Annotated in this window: 13 protein-coding genes and 1 tRNA gene; all 14 read right to left on the reverse strand. The window is 56.6% G+C overall.

Features of this window, described 5'->3' with window-relative positions:
• On the reverse strand, positions 1-476 hold a 476-nt coding region (locus ACQKIK_RS22380), incomplete at its 3' end, for a GTP-binding protein (RefSeq protein WP_499137442.1).
• Between the two features lie 30 nt (positions 477-506).
• Complete coding sequence (fusA, locus tag ACQKIK_RS22385) at positions 507-2,609, reverse strand: elongation factor G (protein ID WP_045430597.1); 2,103 nt, start codon at positions 2,607-2,609, stop codon at positions 507-509.
• A 30-nt stretch (positions 2,610-2,639) separates the two neighbouring features.
• The gene (gene rpsG / locus ACQKIK_RS22390; RefSeq protein WP_045430600.1) at positions 2,640-3,110 is read right to left on the reverse strand and encodes a 30S ribosomal protein S7; all 471 of its coding nucleotides are present in this window, start codon (positions 3,108-3,110) and stop codon (positions 2,640-2,642) included.
• A gap of 97 nt (positions 3,111-3,207) precedes the next feature.
• A complete protein-coding gene (gene rpsL / locus ACQKIK_RS22395; protein WP_003291416.1) occupies positions 3,208-3,579 on the reverse strand; it encodes a 30S ribosomal protein S12 in 372 nt (123 codons plus the stop codon).
• A gap of 141 nt (positions 3,580-3,720) precedes the next feature.
• Positions 3,721-7,920: a DNA-directed RNA polymerase subunit beta' gene (gene rpoC / locus ACQKIK_RS22400; protein WP_241530123.1), complete on the reverse strand. Its 4,200-nt coding sequence runs from the start codon at positions 7,918-7,920 to the stop codon at positions 3,721-3,723.
• Positions 7,921-7,985: 65 nt separating this feature from the next.
• Complete coding sequence (gene rpoB / locus ACQKIK_RS22405; RefSeq protein WP_499137444.1) at positions 7,986-12,056, reverse strand: DNA-directed RNA polymerase subunit beta; 4,071 nt, start codon at positions 12,054-12,056, stop codon at positions 7,986-7,988.
• A 220-nt stretch (positions 12,057-12,276) separates the two neighbouring features.
• Positions 12,277-12,645, reverse strand: a complete 369-nt coding sequence (rplL, locus tag ACQKIK_RS22410; RefSeq protein WP_025240339.1) for a 50S ribosomal protein L7/L12 — start codon at positions 12,643-12,645, stop codon at positions 12,277-12,279.
• Between the two features lie 73 nt (positions 12,646-12,718).
• Complete coding sequence (rplJ, locus tag ACQKIK_RS22415; protein ID WP_045430607.1) at positions 12,719-13,219, reverse strand: 50S ribosomal protein L10; 501 nt, start codon at positions 13,217-13,219, stop codon at positions 12,719-12,721.
• Positions 13,220-13,429: 210 nt separating this feature from the next.
• Positions 13,430-14,125 carry a 50S ribosomal protein L1 gene (rplA, locus tag ACQKIK_RS22420; protein ID WP_045430609.1) on the reverse strand — a complete coding sequence of 232 codons (696 nt, stop codon included), beginning with the start codon at positions 14,123-14,125 and terminating at the stop codon, positions 13,430-13,432.
• Positions 14,125-14,556, reverse strand: coding sequence for a 50S ribosomal protein L11 (rplK, locus tag ACQKIK_RS22425; RefSeq protein WP_045430611.1), 432 nt, complete (start codon positions 14,554-14,556; stop codon positions 14,125-14,127). The genes rplA and rplK overlap by 1 nt, the downstream gene beginning before the upstream one ends.
• Positions 14,557-14,667: 111 nt before the next feature.
• A complete protein-coding gene (gene nusG, locus ACQKIK_RS22430; protein ID WP_019342058.1) occupies positions 14,668-15,201 on the reverse strand; it encodes a transcription termination/antitermination protein NusG in 534 nt (177 codons plus the stop codon).
• Between the two features lie 9 nt (positions 15,202-15,210).
• Positions 15,211-15,579 carry a preprotein translocase subunit SecE gene (gene secE, locus ACQKIK_RS22435; protein ID WP_127838369.1) on the reverse strand — a complete coding sequence of 123 codons (369 nt, stop codon included), beginning with the start codon at positions 15,577-15,579 and terminating at the stop codon, positions 15,211-15,213.
• A gap of 42 nt (positions 15,580-15,621) precedes the next feature.
• Positions 15,622-15,697, reverse strand: a tRNA-Trp gene (locus ACQKIK_RS22440).
• Positions 15,698-15,749: 52 nt separating this feature from the next.
• A partial coding sequence (locus tag ACQKIK_RS22445) for an EF-Tu C-terminal domain-related protein (RefSeq protein ID WP_079279929.1) occupies positions 15,750-15,887 on the reverse strand: 138 nt, incomplete at its 5' end.

The following is a 15,887-nucleotide window of genomic DNA, read 5'->3' on the forward strand; positions in this document are numbered from 1 at the left end:
GACAGCAGGTCACGCACTTCCATCTCAACCAGCTCAAGCAGCTCAGCGTCGTCCACCATGTCAGCCTTGTTCAGGAAGACAACGATGTACGGAACGCCAACCTGACGGGACAGCAGGATGTGCTCACGAGTCTGCGGCATCGGGCCGTCAGCAGCAGAGCAAACCAGAATCGCGCCGTCCATCTGCGCAGCACCGGTGATCATGTTCTTCACATAGTCAGCGTGGCCAGGGCAGTCAACGTGAGCGTAGTGACGGATCGAGGAATCATATTCAACGTGGGAGGTGTTGATGGTGATACCACGAGCCTTCTCTTCCGGCGCGTTGTCGATCTGCGAGAAGTCACGCGCAGAGCCACCCCAAGTCTCAGCACAGACCTTAGTCAGCGCTGCGGTGAGCGTGGTCTTGCCATGGTCGACGTGACCAATGGTACCGACGTTCAGGTGCGGTTTGTTACGTTCGAATTTTTCTTTAGCCACGACAGTAAACCTCTTACTTAAAGGGCTGAATCAACCTTGTTTTTTAACGATAGCTTCGACGATGTTCGACGGAGCCTCGGAGTATTTTGAGAATTCCATGGAGTAGCTGGCGCGACCCTGAGACATGGAGCGGACGTCGGTTGCATAACCGAACATCTCACCCAGCGGAACCTCGGCACGAATAACCTTACCGGAGACCGTGTCTTCCATACCCTGGATCAGACCGCGACGACGGTTCAGGTCACCCATCACGTCACCCATGTAGTCCTCAGGCGTTACCACCTCGACTTTCATGATCGGCTCAAGCACTACAGCGCCCCCCTTCTGGGACAGCTGCTTGGTCGCCATGGAAGCCGCAACCTTGAACGCCATCTCGTTGGAGTCGACGTCATGGTAGGAACCATCGAACACTGTCGCCTTCAGGCCGATCAGCGGATAGCCGGCGACGACGCCGTTCTTCATCTGCTCTTCGATGCCTTTTTGAATGGCCGGGATGTATTCCTTCGGAATCACACCACCAACCACCTCGTTGACGAACTGCAGACCTTCTTGCCCCTCATCTGCAGGCGCAAAACGCACCCAGCAATGACCGAACTGACCGCGACCGCCGGACTGGCGAACGAACTTGCCCTCGATCTCACAGGACTTCGTGATTTTCTCACGATAAGACACCTGAGGCTTACCGATGTTGGCTTCGACATTGAACTCGCGACGCATACGGTCGACGAGAATATCGAGGTGCAACTCACCCATACCCGAGATGATGGTCTGACCAGTCTCTTCGTCGGTCTTGACGCGGAATGAAGGGTCTTCCTGAGCAAGTTTGCCCAGCGCGATACCCATCTTTTCCTGGTCATCCTTGGTCTTAGGCTCAACCGCAACCGAAATCACCGGCTCCGGGAAATCCATACGGACCAGAATGATCGGCTTGTCCAGAGCACAAAGCGTGTCACCAGTCGTGACGTCCTTCATACCGATCAGGGCAGCGATGTCGCCTGCACGAACCTCCTTGATTTCTTCACGGCTGTTCGCATGCATTTGCACCATACGACCGACACGCTCTTTCTTGCCCTTTACCGAGTTCAGAACGCCGTCACCGGAATTCAGGACACCGGAATAGACACGAGCAAAGGTCAGCGTACCGACAAAGGGATCCGTCGCAATCTTGAACGCAAGCGCAGAAAACGGCTCGCTATCATCTGCATGGCGCTCCATCTCGATGGTTTCATCGTCGATATCGGTGCCCTTGATCGCCGGGATATCGGCTGGCGCTGGCAGATAATCGATAACAGCATCTAGAACCAGGGGCACGCCCTTGTTCTTGAAGGAAGAACCACAAACCGCCAACACGATCTCACCAGCGATAGTGCGCTGACGCAGAGCCGATTTGATCTCCTCAATAGTGAGCTCTTCACCTTCGAGGTACTTGTTCATCAGCTCTTCGGTTGCCTCGGCTGCCGCCTCGACCATGTTGCTGCGCCACTCTTCAGCCAGATCCTGAAGCTCGGCAGGGATCTCTTCCTCACGGAAGGTCATGCCCTTGTCGTCATCGTTCCAGTAGATGGCTTTCATCTTGACCAGATCAATCTGGCCCTGGAAGTTATCTTCAGCACCAATAGCAAGCTGGATAGGCACAGGCGTGTGCCCCAGACGCTGCTTGATCTGCGCAACCACACGCAGGAAGTTGGCACCAGCGCGGTCCATCTTGTTGACATAGACCAGACGCGGGACACCGTATTTGTTGGCCTGACGCCATACGGTTTCCGATTGCGGCTCAACACCCGAAGTTCCGCAGAACACTACGACCGCACCATCGAGTACGCGCAGCGAGCGCTCCACTTCAATGGTGAAGTCAACGTGACCGGGAGTATCGATAATATTGAAACGATGCCTATCGAACTGCTTCTCGGAACCAGCCCAGAAAGCGGTGGTGGCAGCGGAGGTAATGGTAATACCACGCTCCTGCTCCTGCACCATCCAATCCATGGTCGCGGCGCCGTCGTGCACCTCGCCCATTTTATGGTTTACGCCGGTGTAAAAGAGGACGCGCTCGGTGGTAGTGGTTTTACCAGCATCCACGTGAGCAACGATACCAATGTTACGGTAGCGGTTAATCGGGGTAGTACGAGCCATAAAGCCCTCGCAAGTTGATGACGCTGAAAATTAGAAGCGGTAGTGCGAGAAGGCCTTGTTGGCTTCAGCCATACGGTGCACGTCTTCACGCTTCTTCACAGCAGCGCCTTTACCTTCAAATGCATCCGACAGCTCACCCGCCAAACGCAGGGCCATGGATTTCTCACCACGCTTACGCGCAGCATCTACCAGCCAGCGCATGGCCAGCGCGTTACGACGGGACGGACGAACTTCGACCGGAACCTGGTAAGTCGCACCACCTACGCGGCGGGACTTCACTTCGACCAGCGGAGCGATGGCGTCGAGTGCTTTTTCGAAGATTTCCAGGGGATCGCTGTTCTTGCGTTCCTTGACCTTTTCCAAGGCACCATAAACGATACGTTCGGCCACGGCTTTCTTGCCGCTTTCCATCACGTGGTTCATGAACTTGGCGAGGATCAGACTTCCGTATTTCGGATCGTCAAGGATCTCGCGCTTGGCTGCTACACGACGTCTTGGCATTGATAAGCCCTCAAACGGTCTTCAGGTTAGCCCGGGACTATAACGATGAAGTTACGCCCGACCTTACTCTTATCGACTCAGATAAATATAAATACGATTACTTCGGACGCTTGGCGCCGTACTTCGAACGACCCTGCTTACGATCCTTGACACCCGAGGTATCCAGCGAACCGCGCACGGTGTGATAACGCACGCCAGGAAGGTCTTTTACACGACCGCCACGGATCAGCACGACACTATGCTCTTGCAGGTTGTGGCCTTCACCGCCGATATAGGAGGCGACTTCAAAACCATTAGTCAGGCGAACACGGCATACCTTACGCAGTGCAGAGTTCGGTTTCTTTGGCGTGGTGGTGTACACACGAGTGCACACGCCACGGCGTTGCGGGCAGTTCTGCAGCGCAGGGACGTCGCTTTTCTCGACGACGCGCTTGCGCGGCTGGCGTACCAGCTGGTTGATCGTTGCCATCTACTAGCTCCACTGTTGTCTTTCGACACAAACGAAAAATGGCAGGGCGCAAAGCCCCGCCAAATTAGGGGTACAAGAGTCTAAAGAGCTTCCTGCCCACCGTCAAGGCGCGCCCCGACTTACGCCGGGGCAGACCACCAATCAGTTACCGCTCGAATTGAGCGCCTCGGTCAGCGCCGCTTCGACTTCATCGGCACTCACGCGAACCGGCTTTTCAGCTTCACGCTTGCGCTTACGCTCGCTGTGATACTGAAGCCCGGTACCGGCCGGGATCAGGCGACCCACGACCACGTTTTCTTTCAAACCACGCAGATAATCGCGCTTGCCCGTCACTGCGGCCTCGGTGAGGACGCGAGTGGTCTCCTGGAAGGACGCTGCCGAAATGAACGACTCAGTAGACAGCGAGGCCTTGGTGATACCCAGCAGCACGCGGATGTACTTCGACCCGAACTTGTCGTCCGCAGAGAGACGCTCGTTCTCCTCAAGAACGTGAGTGAGCTCCATCTGGTCGCCCTTGATGAAGCTCGAATCGCCGGATTCCGCCACTTCAACCTTGCGCAGCATCTGACGCAGAATCGTCTCGATGTGCTTGTCGTTGATCTTCACGCCCTGCAGACGATAAACGTCCTGAATCTCGTTGACGATGTACTTGGCCAGCGCACTCACGCCCAGCAGACGCAGGATGTCGTGCGGGTTGCTCGGACCGTCCGAGATAACCTCACCCTTGTTCACCTGTTCGCCTTCGAACACGTTGAGGTGACGCCACTTCGGAATCAGCTCCTCATACGGATCGGTACCATCGGTCGGCGTGATCACCAACCGACGCTTGCCCTTGGTTTCCTTGCCGAAGGAGATTGTGCCGCTGATTTCAGCCAGGATCGAAGGCTCTTTCGGACGACGTGCCTCGAAGAGATCGGCGACGCGTGGCAGACCACCGGTGATGTCACGGGTCTTCGAGGTTTCCTGCGGGATACGCGCAATAACGTCACCCACATTGATCTCGGCACCGTCAGCCACACCCACCAGGGCATTAGCTGGCAGGAAATACTGAGCCGGTACGTCGGTACCCGGCAGCAGCAATTCCTTGCCATTGGAGTCGACCATCTTGATCGCCGGACGAATGTCCTTACCCGATGCCGGACGGTCCTTCGGATCCATCACCTCGATGTTGGTAAGACCGGTGAGTTCATCGGTCTGGCGCTTGATGGTGATGTTCTCTTCCATACCGACGAAGGTAACGACACCCTTCATCTCGGTGACGATCGGGTGGGTGTGCGGATCCCACTTGGCCACCACAGCGCCTGCGTCGACCTTGTCGCCTTCCTTAATCGAGATAACTGCACCGTAAGGCAGCTTGTAACGCTCGCGCTCACGACCGAAGTCGTCGGCAACCGCCAGCTCACCGGAACGGGACACCGCAACCAGCGCGCCGTCAGCACGCTCTACATGCTTGAGGTTATGCAGGCGGATAGTGCCGCCATTCTTGACCATGACGTTGTCGACCGCAGAAGTCCGGCTAGCCGCACCACCGATGTGGAACGTACGCATCGTCAGCTGAGTACCGGGCTCACCAATCGATTGCGCAGCAATAACGCCCACTGCCTCACCGATGTTGACCTGGTGCCCGCGAGCGAGATCGCGACCGTAGCACTTCGCACAAATGCCATAGCGCGTTTCACAGCTGATCGGCGAGCGAACCACAACTTCGTCAATGCTGTTGAGCTCGATGAAGTCGACCCACTGCTCGTCAACCAATGTTCCGGCCGGAACCAAAACCTCTTCGCTGCCGGGCTTGAGCACATCACGCGCAATAACACGGCCCAGCACGCGCTCGCCCAGCGGCTCGACCACATCGCCGCCCTCGATGTGCGGAGTCATGAACAGACCCTGCTCGGTACCGCAGTCGACCTCGGTAACCACCAGATCCTGCGCCACGTCAACCAGACGACGGGTCAGGTAACCGGAGTTCGCGGTTTTCAGAGCGGTATCCGCCAGGCCCTTACGAGCACCGTGAGTGGAGATGAAGTACTGGAGTACGTTCAAACCTTCACGGAAGTTTGCCGTGATCGGCGTCTCGATGATCGAACCGTCGGGCTTGGCCATCAAACCACGCATACCGGCCAGCTGGCGGATCTGAGCAGCGGAACCCCGCGCACCAGAGTCAGCCATCATGTACATCGAGTTGAACGAGTCCTGTTCGGCTTCGTTGCCATCGCGGTCGATGACCTTCTCTTTCGAGAGGTTGGCCATCATCGCCTTGGAGACTTCGTCGTTGGCCTTGGACCAGAGGTCGATCACCTTGTTGTACTTCTCGCCCTGAGTCACCAGGCCAGAGGCGTACTGCGACTCGATCTCCTTCACTTCCTCGGTAGCGGCGTCGATAATGCGCGCCTTCTCATCCGGGATGACGAAGTCGTTCACACCGATCGACACGCCCGAAATGGTCGAGTATGCGAAACCGGTGTACATCAGCTGGTCGGCGAAGATGACGGTATCCTTCAGACCAACGGTGCGGTAGCACAGGTTGATCAGTTTGGAGATCGCCTTCTTCTTCATCGGCTGGTTGACCACGTCGAACGGCAGGCCGGCCGGAACCACCTGGAACAACAGCGCGCGGCCAACGGTGGTGTCGACGATACGAGTGTTCTTGGTAATGCTGCCGTCGCGATCCTTGATGGTCTCGTTGATCCGCACTTTGACGCGGGCGTGCAGAGACGCTTCGCCACCGCGGAACACACGGTCGACTTCCTGCAGGTCAGCAAATACGCGACCTTCGCCCTTGGCATTGATGGCTTCACGGGTCATGTAATACAGACCCAGTACCACGTCCTGCGAAGGCACGATGATTGGCTCACCGTTGGCAGGCGACAGAATGTTGTTGGTCGACATCATCAGCGCACGCGCTTCGAGCTGGGCTTCCAGCGTCAGAGGTACGTGAACAGCCATCTGGTCACCGTCGAAGTCGGCGTTGTACGCCGCGCAGACCAACGGATGCAGTTGGATCGCCTTACCTTCGATCAGCACGGGCTCGAACGCCTGGATACCCAGACGGTGCAGCGTCGGTGCGCGGTTGAGCAGTACCGGATGTTCGCGGATCACTTCAGCGAGAACGTCCCAAACTTCTGGCAGTTCGCGCTCGACCATCTTCTTGGCAGCTTTGATCGTGGTCGCCATGCCACGCATCTCCAGCTTGCCGAAAATGAACGGCTTGAACAGCTCGAGCGCCATCTTCTTCGGCAAACCGCACTGATGCAGGCGCAGGGTTGGGCCAACGGTGATAACCGAACGACCGGAGTAGTCAACGCGCTTGCCGAGCAGGTTCTGGCGGAAACGACCTTGCTTGCCCTTGATCATATCGGCCAGCGACTTCAGCGGACGCTTGTTCGAACCAGTAATGGCACGACCGCGACGGCCGTTATCGAGCAGAGCGTCAACCGCTTCCTGCAGCATGCGCTTTTCGTTGCGCACGATGATGTCCGGCGCCGACAGATCGAGCAGGCGCTTGAGACGGTTGTTACGGTTGATCACCCGACGGTAAAGATCGTTGAGATCCGACGTCGCGAAACGTCCGCCATCGAGCGGGACCAATGGACGAAGATCTGGCGGAAGCACCGGCAGGACGGTCAGGACCATCCACTCCGGCAGGTTGCCAGAACCAAAGAACGCTTCCATCAGCTTCAAGCGCTTTGACAGCTTCTTGATCTTGGTTTCCGAGTTGGTCTGCGGAATCTCTTCGCGCAGGCGACCGATCTCGTGCTCCAGGTCGATTTCGTGCAGCAGCTCGCGCACCGCTTCAGCGCCCATGCGGGCATCGAAGTCGTCACCGAACTCTTCCAGTGCTTCGAAATACTGTTCGTCGTTGAGCAGCTGACCCTTCTCAAGCGTGGTCATGCCCGGATCGATCACGACGTAGCTTTCGAAATAAAGCACACGCTCGATGTCACGCAGGGTCATATCCAGCAGCAGGCCGATACGGCTCGGCAGCGACTTCAGGAACCAAATGTGAGCAACTGGCGAAGCCAGCTCAATGTGAGCCATACGCTCACGGCGCACCTTGGCTAGCGCAACTTCAACGCCGCACTTCTCACAGATAACGCCACGATGCTTGAGGCGCTTGTACTTACCGCACAGGCACTCATAGTCCTTGACCGGGCCAAAGATCTTGGCGCAGAACAGGCCGTCGCGCTCGGGCTTGAACGTACGATAGTTGATGGTCTCTGGCTTCTTGACTTCACCAAAGGACCAGGAACGGATCATCTCGGGCGAAGCCAATGCAATCTTGATGGCATCGAACTCTTCGATTTGACCCTGGTTTTTCAACAGATTCAGCAAGTCTTTCAAGGCCTTTCCTCCTCACGGACCTGCGACGGCCGGCTGATGCCGGACGTCGCATAGGCGGTGCGTGGTTATTCGGTTTCCAGATCGATGTCGATACCGAGCGAGCGGATTTCTTTGATCAATACGTTGAAAGACTCCGGCATGCCGGGCTCCATACGGTGATCGCCGTCCACGATGTTCTTGTACATCTTGGTCCGCCCGTTCACGTCGTCCGACTTGACCGTGAGCATTTCCTGCAGGGTGTAGGCGGCACCGTAAGCTTCCAGTGCCCATACCTCCATCTCCCCGAAACGCTGGCCACCGAACTGTGCCTTACCACCCAGCGGCTGCTGGGTAACCAGGCTGTAGGAACCGGTGGAACGCGCGTGCATCTTGTCGTCGACCAGGTGGTTCAGCTTGAGCATGTACATGTAGCCAACCGTGGTGGTGCGCTCGAACTTGTTACCGGTACGACCATCGAACAGCTGCATTTGCCCGCTCTCTGGGAGATCCGCCAGTTTCAGCATGGCCTTGATCTCGCGTTCCTTGGCACCGTCGAACACCGGCGTTGCCATTGGCACGCCACCGCGCAGGTTCTTCGCCAGATCGAGGATTTCTTGGTCGCTGAAGCTTTCCAGGTTTTCCTGACGGCCACCGATCTCGTTATAGATTTCGGTGAGGAACTTACGTAGCTCAGCGACCTTACGCTGCTCTTCCAGCATCCGGTTGATTTTCTCACCCAGCCCCTTGGCTGCTAGGCCCAGGTGGGTTTCGAGAATCTGACCGACGTTCATACGAGATGGTACGCCCAGCGGGTTCAGCACGATGTCGACCGGCGTGCCATGCACGTCGTGCGGCATGTCTTCGACCGGCATAATCACCGAGACGACACCCTTGTTACCGTGACGACCGGCCATCTTGTCGCCCGGCTGGATACGCCGCTTGATCGCCAGGTAGACCTTGACGATCTTCAGCACGCCCGGGGCCAAATCGTCGCCCTGCTGCAGCTTGCGCTTCTTGTCTTCGAACTTGTCGTCGAGCAGCTGGCGGCGGTCGGAAATGTAGGCCTGGGCCTTTTCCAGCTGCTCGTTCAGTGCGTCTTCGGCCATGCGCAGCTTGAACCACTGCCCATGCTCGAGCCCATCGAGCATCTCGTCAGTGATGACAGCGCCTTTCTTCAGCCCGGCACCACCCTCGGCGGTCGCGCCAACAAGAGCGGAGCGCAGACGTTCAAAAGTTGCACCTTCAACGATACGGAACTCTTCATTCAGATCCTTACGAATCTCGTCCAGCTGCATCTTCTCGATGGCCAGCGCACGGGAGTCACGCTCGACACCATCACGGATGAAGACCTGTACGTCGATGACGGTACCCTTGGTGCCAGTCGGCACGCGCAGGGAGGTGTCCTTCACGTCGGACGCCTTCTCACCGAAGATCGCACGTAGCAGCTTCTCTTCCGGCGTCAGCTGGGTTTCGCCTTTCGGCGTAACCTTGCCAACCAGGATGTCGCCGGCGCCTACTTCAGCACCGACGTAAACGATGCCCGCCTCGTCCAGCTTGTTCAGCGCAGCTTCGCCCACGTTCGGAATGTCCGCCGTGATCTCTTCTGGGCCGAGCTTGGTGTCGCGGGAAACGCAGGTCAGTTCCTGAATGTGAATGGTTGTGAAACGATCTTCCTGAACCACACGCTCCGACAGGAGAATGGAGTCTTCGAAGTTGTAGCCGTTCCAAGGCATGAACGCGACGCGCATGTTCTGCCCGAGTGCTAGCTCACCCATGTCGGTGGAAGGGCCGTCAGCCATGATGTCGCCACGCTCGACCACATCACCCTTGCTCACGAGCGGGCGCTGATTGATACAGGTGTTCTGGTTTGAACGGGTGTACTTGGTCAGGTTGTAGATGTCGACGCCGGCTTCACCGGTTTCAACTTCCGCATCATGCACACGCACAACCACACGGCTCGCATCGACCGAGTCAATCACGCCGCCACGACGGGCTACAACGCAAACGCCGGAGTCGCGCGCAACGTTACGCTCCATCCCGGTGCCAACCAGCGGTTTGTCCGAACGCAGGGTCGGTACGGCCTGACGCTGCATGTTCGAGCCCATGAGAGCGCGGTTGGCGTCGTCGTGCTCGAGGAATGGAATCAGCGAGGCGGCAACGGATACGACCTGTTTTGGCGATACGTCCATCAGGGTCACGTCTTCCGGCGCCTTGACCGTGAATTCGTTCTGATGACGAACAGCAACCAGCTCATCGACCAGCTTGCGACCGTCCAGCTTGGCGCTAGCCTGCGCAATGACGTGGTCAGCTTCTTCGATTGCCGACAGGAATACGATCTCGTCGGTAACTTCGCCTTCCTTCACAACGCGGTACGGGCTTTCCAAGAAGCCGTACTGGTTGGTACGGGCGTATGCGGCCAGAGAGTTGATCAGGCCGATGTTCGGGCCTTCCGGCGTCTCGATCGGGCACACACGACCGTAATGGGTCGGGTGTACGTCGCGCACTTCAAAGCCTGCACGTTCACGGGTCAAACCGCCCGGGCCGAGCGCAGAGACACGGCGCTTGTGCGTAATCTCTGACAGCGGGTTGTTCTGGTCCATGAACTGCGACAGCTGGCTGGAGCCGAAGAATTCCTTCACCGCCGCCGCAACCGGCTTGGCGTTGATCAGATCCTGCGGCATCAGGCCTTCGCTTTCGGCCATCGACAGACGTTCCTTGACCGCACGCTCAACGCGCACAAGACCGACACGGAACTGGTTCTCCGCCATCTCGCCAACACAACGGACACGGCGGTTACCCAAGTGGTCGATATCGTCGACTACGCCTTTGCCGTTCCGAATGTCGACAAGGGTCTTCAGTACCGCAACGATATCTTCGCGACTGAGTACGCCAGAACCTTCGATCTCAGTACGACCGATGCGGCGGTTGAACTTCATCCGTCCTACAGCCGACAGATCGTAACGTTCCGATGCGAAGAATAGATTGTTGAACAACGTCTCGGCAGCGTCCTTGGTTGGCGGCTCGCCAGGACGCATCATGCGATAGATTTCCACCAGCGCTTCGAGCTGGTTGGTTGTCGAGTCGATCTTCAGCGTGTCGGAGATGAAGGGACCGCAGTCGATGTCGTTGGTGTAGAGCGTCTCGAAACGAACGACCTGCGCTTTGACAAGCTTGGCCAGCACCTCGACAGTCAGCTCGGTATTGCACTCAGCGATGATTTCGCCGGTCGCCGGATGCACGATTGCCTTGGCCGTGGTACGACCCAAGACATAGTCCATAGGCATGTCGAGCGACTTGATGCCTGACTTGTCGAGCTGGTTGATATGACGTGCAGTGATGCGACGGCCCTGCTCGACAATTACCTTGCCATTCTCGTCATTGATGTCGAACGAAGCGATCTCGCCACGCAGACGCTGAGGCACTAGCTCAAGGCTCAGCGCCTCACCCTTAACGTGGAATACGTTGGTATCGTAGAACGCATCAAGGATTTCTTCGGTGCCGTAATTCAACGCACGCAGCAGCACCGAAGCCGGCAGCTTGCGGCGACGGTCAATACGCACGAACACGGCATCCTTCGGATCGAACTCGAAGTCCAGCCAGGAGCCGCGATAAGGAATGATGCGCGCCGAGTACAGCAGCTTGCCCGAGCTGTGGGTCTTGCCGCGGTCATGATCGAAGAACACGCCCGGCGAACGGTGCAGCTGGGAAACGATGACGCGCTCGGTACCATTGATGATAAAGGTACCGTTCTCGGTCATCAGGGGAATTTCCCCCATGTAGACTTCTTGCTCCTTGATGTCCTTGATCGCCTTGCTCGACGATTCCTTATCAAAGATGATCAGACGAACTTTTACCCGCAACGGCACGGCGAAGGTCACGCCGCGCAACACGCATTCCTTGACGTCAAAAGCCGGGTCGCCCAAGCGATAGCCGACATACTCCAGCGCCGCATTGCCGGAATAGCTGATTATCGGAAAAACGGATTTGAAGGCTGCATGCAAGCCAATATCGCGGAATTGATCTTTGGTCGCTCCCGCCTGCAGGAATTCGCGGTACGAATCCAGCTGGATGGCCAAAAGATACGGCACGTCCATCACGTGCGGTAACTTGCTAAAGTCCTTGCGGATTCGTTTTTTCTCAGTGTATGAGTAAGCCATCAGCGTTCCCCAGCTTGGTCACCTGCTTGTTTGGCTTCTCCCGACGGGAGCAGCCAGAAAATCTTGCGAATCCTGTGATTCGCACCGCCCACAGGAGCGGTTGTTTCCGTAATAGCTGCCAGATGTTCAACAGGCAGCTATAACGGAAAAAGGCCGGTGGCAAAAGCCACCAGCCATCAGCCTTACGCGAGTCGCTTCGGCTGTAGACGCAAGGTCGCGCTTACTTGAGCTCGACTTTAGCGCCAGCTTCTTCCAAGGATTTCTTGGCAGCTTCGGCTTCGTCCTTGGACACGCCTTCCTTGACAATACCAGGGGCGCCGTCAACGACTGCCTTGGCTTCTTTCAGACCCAGACCTGTCAGTTCGCGTACCGCCTTGATCACGTTTACTTTCTTTTCGCCAGCTTCAAGAAGCATAACGTTGAACTCGGTTTGCTCTTCAGCCGCGGCAGCAGCCGGGCCAGCAGCAGCGACAGTGGCGGCTGCAGCAGTAACACCGAATTTCTCTTCCATTGCCTTGATCAGTTCAACAACCTGCATCACGGACATTTCGGAAACGGCGTTGATGATGTCTTCGTTGGTCAGAGCCATGACTCTAAATTCCTGTATATGATGACGGCCTTTGGCCATCTAATTCAAAAAATCGAAAAATGCTTTGCGCGCGTTAGGCCGCGGCTGCTTCTTTCTGGTCGCGAACGGCCGCCAATGTACGAGCCAGCTTGCTGGTAGCGCCTTGGATCACGCTCATCAGCTGCGAAATTGCCTCGTCATAGGTCGGCAGGGTTGCCAAAGCGTCGATCTGGTTGGCTGCAATGAACTGACCTTCAAATGCGGCAGCTTTGATCTCGAACTTGTCCTGACCCTTGGCAAACTCCTTGAAGATACGAGCGGCAGCGCCCGGATGCTCGTTGGAGAAAGCGATAAGGGTCGGGCCTTTGAACACGTCGTTGAGCACATCATACTGAGTGCCTTCAACAGCGCGGCGCAGCAGGGTGTTACGTACTACACGCACGTATACGCCAGCTTCGCGGGCCTCTTTACGGAGTCCGGTCATGGCTCCCACGGTCACGCCACGGGCATCAGCCACGACAGCGGACAGGGCAGCTTTGGCAGCCTCGTTGACTTCAGCGACGATGGCTTTCTTGTCTTCGAGTTTGATTGCCACGGGTTTTTACTCCTGGATGTTACCGGTTCGTCCAGTCGAAACCGGACGGGTTTTGGTGTCTGATTCGGTACGAATCGGGAGCACCTCTGCGTAGGCCTGGAAAAGCTAAGCTTCTACGGTTTAAGACTCACGTCGCCTACGGTCTTGGATAGCCCCCGCCAGGCAGGGACCCCAATGTGTCGCGCCCTGCCAAGCAGGGCGCTGAATGCTTTACGCTTCGAGCGATGCCTGATCGATGACCAAGCCAGGACCCATGGTGGTGCTCAGGGTGACGCGCTTGACGTAGATGCCTTTGGAAGTGGACGGCTTCAAACGCTTGAGGTCCGACAGCAGCGCTTCGACGTTCTGCTTCAGCTGACCAGCCTCGAAACCAACCTTGCCGACTGAAGTATGAATGATACCGTTCTTGTCGGTACGGAAGCGCACCTGACCGGCCTTGGCGTTCTTGACGGCAGTCGCAACGTCAGGCGTCACAGTACCGACCTTCGGGTTAGGCATCAGACCGCGCGGACCAAGAATCTGGCCCAGCTGACCAACAACACGCATTGCATCCGGAGAAGCAATAACGACGTCGTAGCTCAGATCCCCACCCTTCATCTCAGCAGCCAAATCGTCCATGCCGACGCGATCCGCACCTGCAGCAAGCGCCGCCTCGGCTGCTGGACCCTGAGTGAACACCGCCACCCGAACGCTTTTACCTGTACCGTTCGGCAGAACAGTAGCGCCACGCACAACTTGATCGGATTTACGCGGATCAACGCCAAGGTTAATGGCGATATCGAAGGACTCAGTGAACTTCACTGCCGACAGCTGAGCCAGCAGCGTCGCGGCATCTTCGAACGAATACTGCTTGCCAGCTTCGATTTTTTCAGCGAAAGCCTTCTGACGCTTGGTCAACTTAGCCATTACACACCCTCCACGTTCAGGCCCATGCTGCGAGCGGAGCCGGCGATAGTGCGCACGGCCGCATCGAGATCAGCAGCTGTAAGATCAGCATTCTTCGTCTTGGCGATCTCTTCCAGCTGCGCACGGGTAACAGTGCCGACCTTCTGGGTGTTAGGACGAGCAGAACCACTAGCAATGCCAGCGGCTTTCTTCAACAGAACGGCAGCAGGCGTACTTTTGGTCTCGAAGGTGAAACTGCGGTCGCTATAGACGGTGATGATTACCGGCGTTGGCAGACCTGGTTCCTGACCCTGCGTACGAGCGTTGAACGCCTTGCAGAATTCCATGATGTTGACACCATGCTGCCCCAGCGCCGGGCCGACTGGCGGCGACGGGTTGGCCTGGCCGGCCTTTACCTGAAGCTTGATATAAGCTTGAATCTTCTTAGCCATAAGTACTCCGTTCTGGGTATTAGCGCCTTGCGGCTCCCCTGTTTACTTGAATATCCCAGTGACGACAAAACCCCGCAGCCATCAGCTGCGGGGTGTGGGATGCTTTTTCAGCTAGACCTTTTCAACCTGACTGAACTCCAACTCTACCGGCGTTGATCGACCAAAAATCAATACCGCGACCTGGATGCGACTCTTTTCGTAATTAACTTCTTCAACCACGCCATTGAAATCAGCAAACGGGCCGTCAGCCACGCGCACAACCTCACCCGGCTCGAACAATGTTTTGGGCTTAGGCTTATCACTACCGTCAGCAACACGACGCAGAATGGCTTCAGCCTCTTTATCCGTGATCGGCGCAGGCTTGTCAGCGGTACCACCAATGAAACCCATCACGCGCGGCGTATCCTTAACCAGGTGCCAAGCGCCTTCAGCCATATCCATCTGAACAAGAACGTAACCTGGGAAAAATTTGCGCTCACTTTTGCGCTTCTGCCCGTTACGCATCTCAACCACTTCTTCAGTGGGAACTAGAATCTCGCCGAAATGATCTTCCATGCCGGCAAGCTTGATGCGCTCAATCAATGAACGCATGACATGCTTCTCGTAACCCGAGTAAGCATGAACGACATACCAACGCTTAGCCACGGGACACCCTTAACCTACAATCATGGAAACCAGCCAACCGAGCAGAGAATCGAGACCCCACAACAGCAGCGCCATAACCAACACGACCGCGACGACAATAAGCGTGGTCTGAGTAGTCTCTTGACGGGTCGGCCAAACGACTTTACGAATCTCGACGCGCGCCTCTTTCAGAAGAACGAAAAAGGAACGACCTTTAGACGTCTGTAGCGCAACAAACGCTGCAACCACAGCAAATACGAGCAGCGCAAGAACCCTGTACAGAATAGGCTCGGCGGAGTAATACTGATTACCCACCACAGCCACAACAACCAAAGCAGCCACAACAAGCCACTTCACCAGATCGAAGCGCGAGTCTTTGGCTTCTGCTTTGACATTCATCTGCTAGAACCCTGTAAATATTGCCAAATTCCATATTGAATTTGGCAGGCCAGGAGGGAATCGAACCCCCAACCTGCGGTTTTGGAGACCGCCGCTCTGCCAATTGAGCTACTGGCCTAACAAGAGTCAGGCCGACTATTATGCCGGCCCGAACGAATCAGATCAATCGATTATTCGATGATCTTGGCAACCACGCCGGCACCAACGGTACGACCACCTTCGCGAATCGCGAAGCGCAGACCGTCTTCCATGGCGATCGGAGCGATCAGGGTAACAACCATCTTGATGTTGTCGCCCGGCATTACCAT

Origin of the sequence: Pseudomonas sp. NPDC047961 (assembly GCF_050272435.1) — a bacterium.
Classification (GTDB): Bacteria; Pseudomonadota; Gammaproteobacteria; order Pseudomonadales; family Pseudomonadaceae; genus Stutzerimonas.

Bases quoted from the DNA above. Each gene is read 5' to 3' on its own strand.
- rplK (WP_045430611.1), bottom strand. From the start codon at position 14,556: ATGGCTAAGAAGATTCAAGCTTATATCAAGCTTCAGGTAAAGGCCGGC.
- secE (WP_127838369.1), bottom strand. From the start codon at position 15,579: ATGAATGTCAAAGCAGAAGCCAAAGACTCGCGCTTCGATCTGGTGAAG.
- fusA (WP_045430597.1), bottom strand. From the start codon at position 2,609: ATGGCTCGTACTACCCCGATTAACCGCTACCGTAACATTGGTATCGTT.
- rplL (WP_025240339.1), bottom strand. From the start codon at position 12,645: ATGGCTCTGACCAACGAAGACATCATCAACGCCGTTTCCGAAATGTCC.
- rpoB (WP_499137444.1), bottom strand. From the start codon at position 12,056: ATGGCTTACTCATACACTGAGAAAAAACGAATCCGCAAGGACTTTAGC.
- rpsL (WP_003291416.1), bottom strand. From the start codon at position 3,579: ATGGCAACGATCAACCAGCTGGTACGCCAGCCGCGCAAGCGCGTCGTC.
- rpsG (WP_045430600.1), bottom strand. From the start codon at position 3,110: ATGCCAAGACGTCGTGTAGCAGCCAAGCGCGAGATCCTTGACGATCCG.
- rplA (WP_045430609.1), bottom strand. From the start codon at position 14,125: ATGGCTAAGTTGACCAAGCGTCAGAAGGCTTTCGCTGAAAAAATCGAA.